Annotated in this window: 2 rRNA genes; both read right to left on the bottom strand. The window is 47.5% G+C overall.

Annotated features, from left to right (window positions below):
• Positions 1–2 precede the first annotated feature (2 nt).
• A 5S ribosomal RNA gene (gene rrf, locus ITJ86_RS17090) occupies positions 3–112 on the bottom strand.
• 164 nt (positions 113–276) lie between these two features.
• Positions 277–3102 (bottom strand): 23S ribosomal RNA (locus ITJ86_RS17085).
• Positions 3103–3163 lie beyond the last annotated feature (61 nt).

Here is a 3163-nt window from a genome sequence, read left to right as displayed (position 1 = left end):
AAAAAAGGCGGCGACCTACTCTTCCACAGTAAAGCAGTACCATCGGCGCAAACGGGCTTAACTACTCTGTTCGGAATGGTAAGAGGTGAGCCCCGTCGCTATAACCACCTTAAGTTTTTATCTTGAACTTGGTTCAAGACCTTGGTTGTTATAAATAATCAACACTAATATTGTTGACATATTGAAAAAATGACATGATGTGTATAGTAATGTATACTGTAATAAAAAAACAGACTCGCTCAGCAAACATTGCTGGTCACTGAGCGAAGTCGAAGTGACAATAAACCTATGGGTTATTAGTACTACTCGGCTATGACATTACTGCCTTTACACCTATAGCCTATCAACGTGGTAATCTTCCACGACCCTTTAAAGAAATCTCATCTTGTGGTGGGTTTCGCGCTTATATGCTTTCAGCGCTTATCCCTTCCGAACGTAGCTACCCTGCAATGCTCCTGGCGGAACAACAGGTACACCAGAGGTTCGTCCAACTCGGTCCTCTCGTACTAGAGTCAGATCCACTCAAATTTCTAACGCCCACTGTAGATAGAGACCGAACTGTCTCACGACGTTCTGAACCCAGCTCGCGTGCCACTTTAATGGGCGAACAGCCCAACCCTTGGGACCTTCTCCAGCCCCAGGATGTGACGAGCCGACATCGAGGTGCCAAACCCCCCCGTCGATATGAGCTCTTGGGGGAGATCAGCCTGTTATCCCCGGCGTACCTTTTATCCTTTGAGCGATGGCCCTTCCATACGGAACCACCGGATCACTATGCTCTACTTTCGTACCTGATCGACCTGTATGTCTCTCAGTCAAGCTCCCTTATGCCATTGCACTCTACGCACGGTTACCAAGCGTGCTGAGGGAACCTTTAGAAGCCTCCGTTACTCTTTTGGAGGCGACCACCCCAGTCAAACTACCCACCAAGCACTGTCCTTTCTTTGAAAGTTAGACTCTAGATAAGCAAAGGGTGGTATTTCAACAATGACTCACGCACGCCTGGCGACGCACGATCGAAGTCTCCCACCTATCCTACACATTACTTATCCAAAACCAATACTAAGCTATAGTAAAGGTGCACGGGGTCTTTTCGTCCCACAGCGGGTAATCGGCATCTTCACCGATACTACAATTTCACCGAGCTCATGGCTGAGACAGTGTCCAGATCGTTACACCATTCGTGCAGGTCGGAACTTACCCGACAAGGAATTTCGCTACCTTAGGACCGTTATAGTTACGGCCGCCGTTTACTGGGGCTTCATTTGAGATCTTCGAAGTAAACTTCTAAACCCTCCACTTAACCTTCCAGCACCGGGCAGGTGTCAGGCCCTATACATCATCTTTCGATTTAGCAGAGCCCTGTGTTTTTGATAAACAGTCGCCTGGACTTTTTCACTGCGGCCCCCCCAGAGGGGGGCGACGCTTCTCCCGAAGTTACGCGTCAATTTTGCCTAGTTCCTTAGCCATGAATCTCTCGAGCACCTTAGAATTCTCATCCCAACTACCTGTGTCGGTTTAGGGTACGGGCTGCTTCACTCGCTTTTCTTGGAAGTCGATTTGCTAGATTATCACCTTGACCGTAGTCTCAGTGTACTATCGCGGTATTACTACTCGCTTCAACGTACTATTCCGTCAGTACGCACTAACTTTTCGCCTCCGTCACTTTTAGTGTGAGCAGGTACAGGAATATTAACCTGTTATCCATCCACTACCCCTTTCGGGTTCGCGTTAGGTCCCGACTAACCCTCAGCTGATTAGCATAGCTGAGGAAACCTTAGTCTTTCGGTGTGCGGGTTTCTCGCCCGCATTATCGTTACTTATGCCTACATTTTCTTTTGTAGCTTCTCCAGCATGCCTCACAGCACACCTTCGACGACACTACAATGCTCCCCTACCACTTTTACAAGTCCATAGCTTCGGTAGTATGTTTATGCCCGATTATTATCCATGCCGAACCGCTCGACTAGTGAGCTGTTACGCACTCTTTAAATGAATGGCTGCTTCCAAGCCAACATCCTAGCTGTCTAAGCAGTTCAACCTCGTTTATTCAACTTAACATACATTTGGGGACCTTAGCTGATGGTCTGGGTTCTTTCCCTCTCGGACATGGACCTTAGCACCCATGCCCTCACTGCTGCAAAACATTTTATAGCATTCGGAGTTTGTCAGGAATTGGTAGGCGGTGAAGCCCCCGCATCCAATCAGTAGCTCTACCTCTATAAAACTATATTGCAACGCTGCACCTAAATGCATTTCGGGGAGTACGAGCTATTTCCGAGTTTGATTGGCCTTTCACCCCTACCCACAGGTCATCCGAAGACTTTTCAACGTCAACCGGTTCGGGCCTCCACTGTGTGTTACCACAGCTTCACCCTGCCCATGGGTAGATCACACGGTTTCGCGTCTACCACTACTAACTAAAGCGCCCTATTCAGACTCGCTTTCGCTACGGATCCGGACCTGAAGTCCTTAACCTTGCTAGCAACGGTAACTCGTAGGCTCATTATGCAAAAGGCACGCCGTCACAGATCAAGTCTGCTCCGACCGCTTGTAAGCGTATGGTTTCAGGTTCTATTTCACTCCCTTATTCAGGGTTCTTTTCACCTTTCCCTCACGGTACTAGTTCACTATCGGTCTCTCAGGAGTATTTAGCCTTATGGGATGGTCCCCACTAATTCACACAGGGTTTCACGTGCCCCGCACTACTCAGGATACCACTATCTAATCATTCTTTACTTATACGGGACTATCACCCTCTTTGGTCAGTCTTTCCAAACTGTTCTAATTCATTATGAGTCGAATATCGTGGTCCTACAACCCCAGCATTGCCGTAACAATACTGGTTTGGGCTAATCCAATTTCGCTCGCCGCTACTATCGGAATCACTTTTGTTTTCTTCTCCTCCGGGTACTTAGATGTTTCAGTTCTCCGGGTTCGCCTCCTTGCGGATAACATGTCTTCAACATGCTGGGTTGCCCCATTCGGATATCTACGGATCAATTTGTATGTGCCAATCCCCGTAGCTTTTCGCAGCTTATCACGTCCTTCATCGCCTCTGAGAGCCTAGGCATTCCCCATACGCTCTTATTTAGCTTATTGTACTTTTGTCTTTTTAATGAGTTACTATTTAATCCTTATCCGAAGATAAAAATTAAACTTT

Source organism: Winogradskyella marina (genome assembly GCF_015645385.1).
Lineage (GTDB): Bacteria > Bacteroidota > Bacteroidia > Flavobacteriales > Flavobacteriaceae > Winogradskyella > Winogradskyella marina.
Note: the sequence above shows the minus strand (reverse complement) of the source record. Positions and strands in the feature narration are given on the sequence as shown.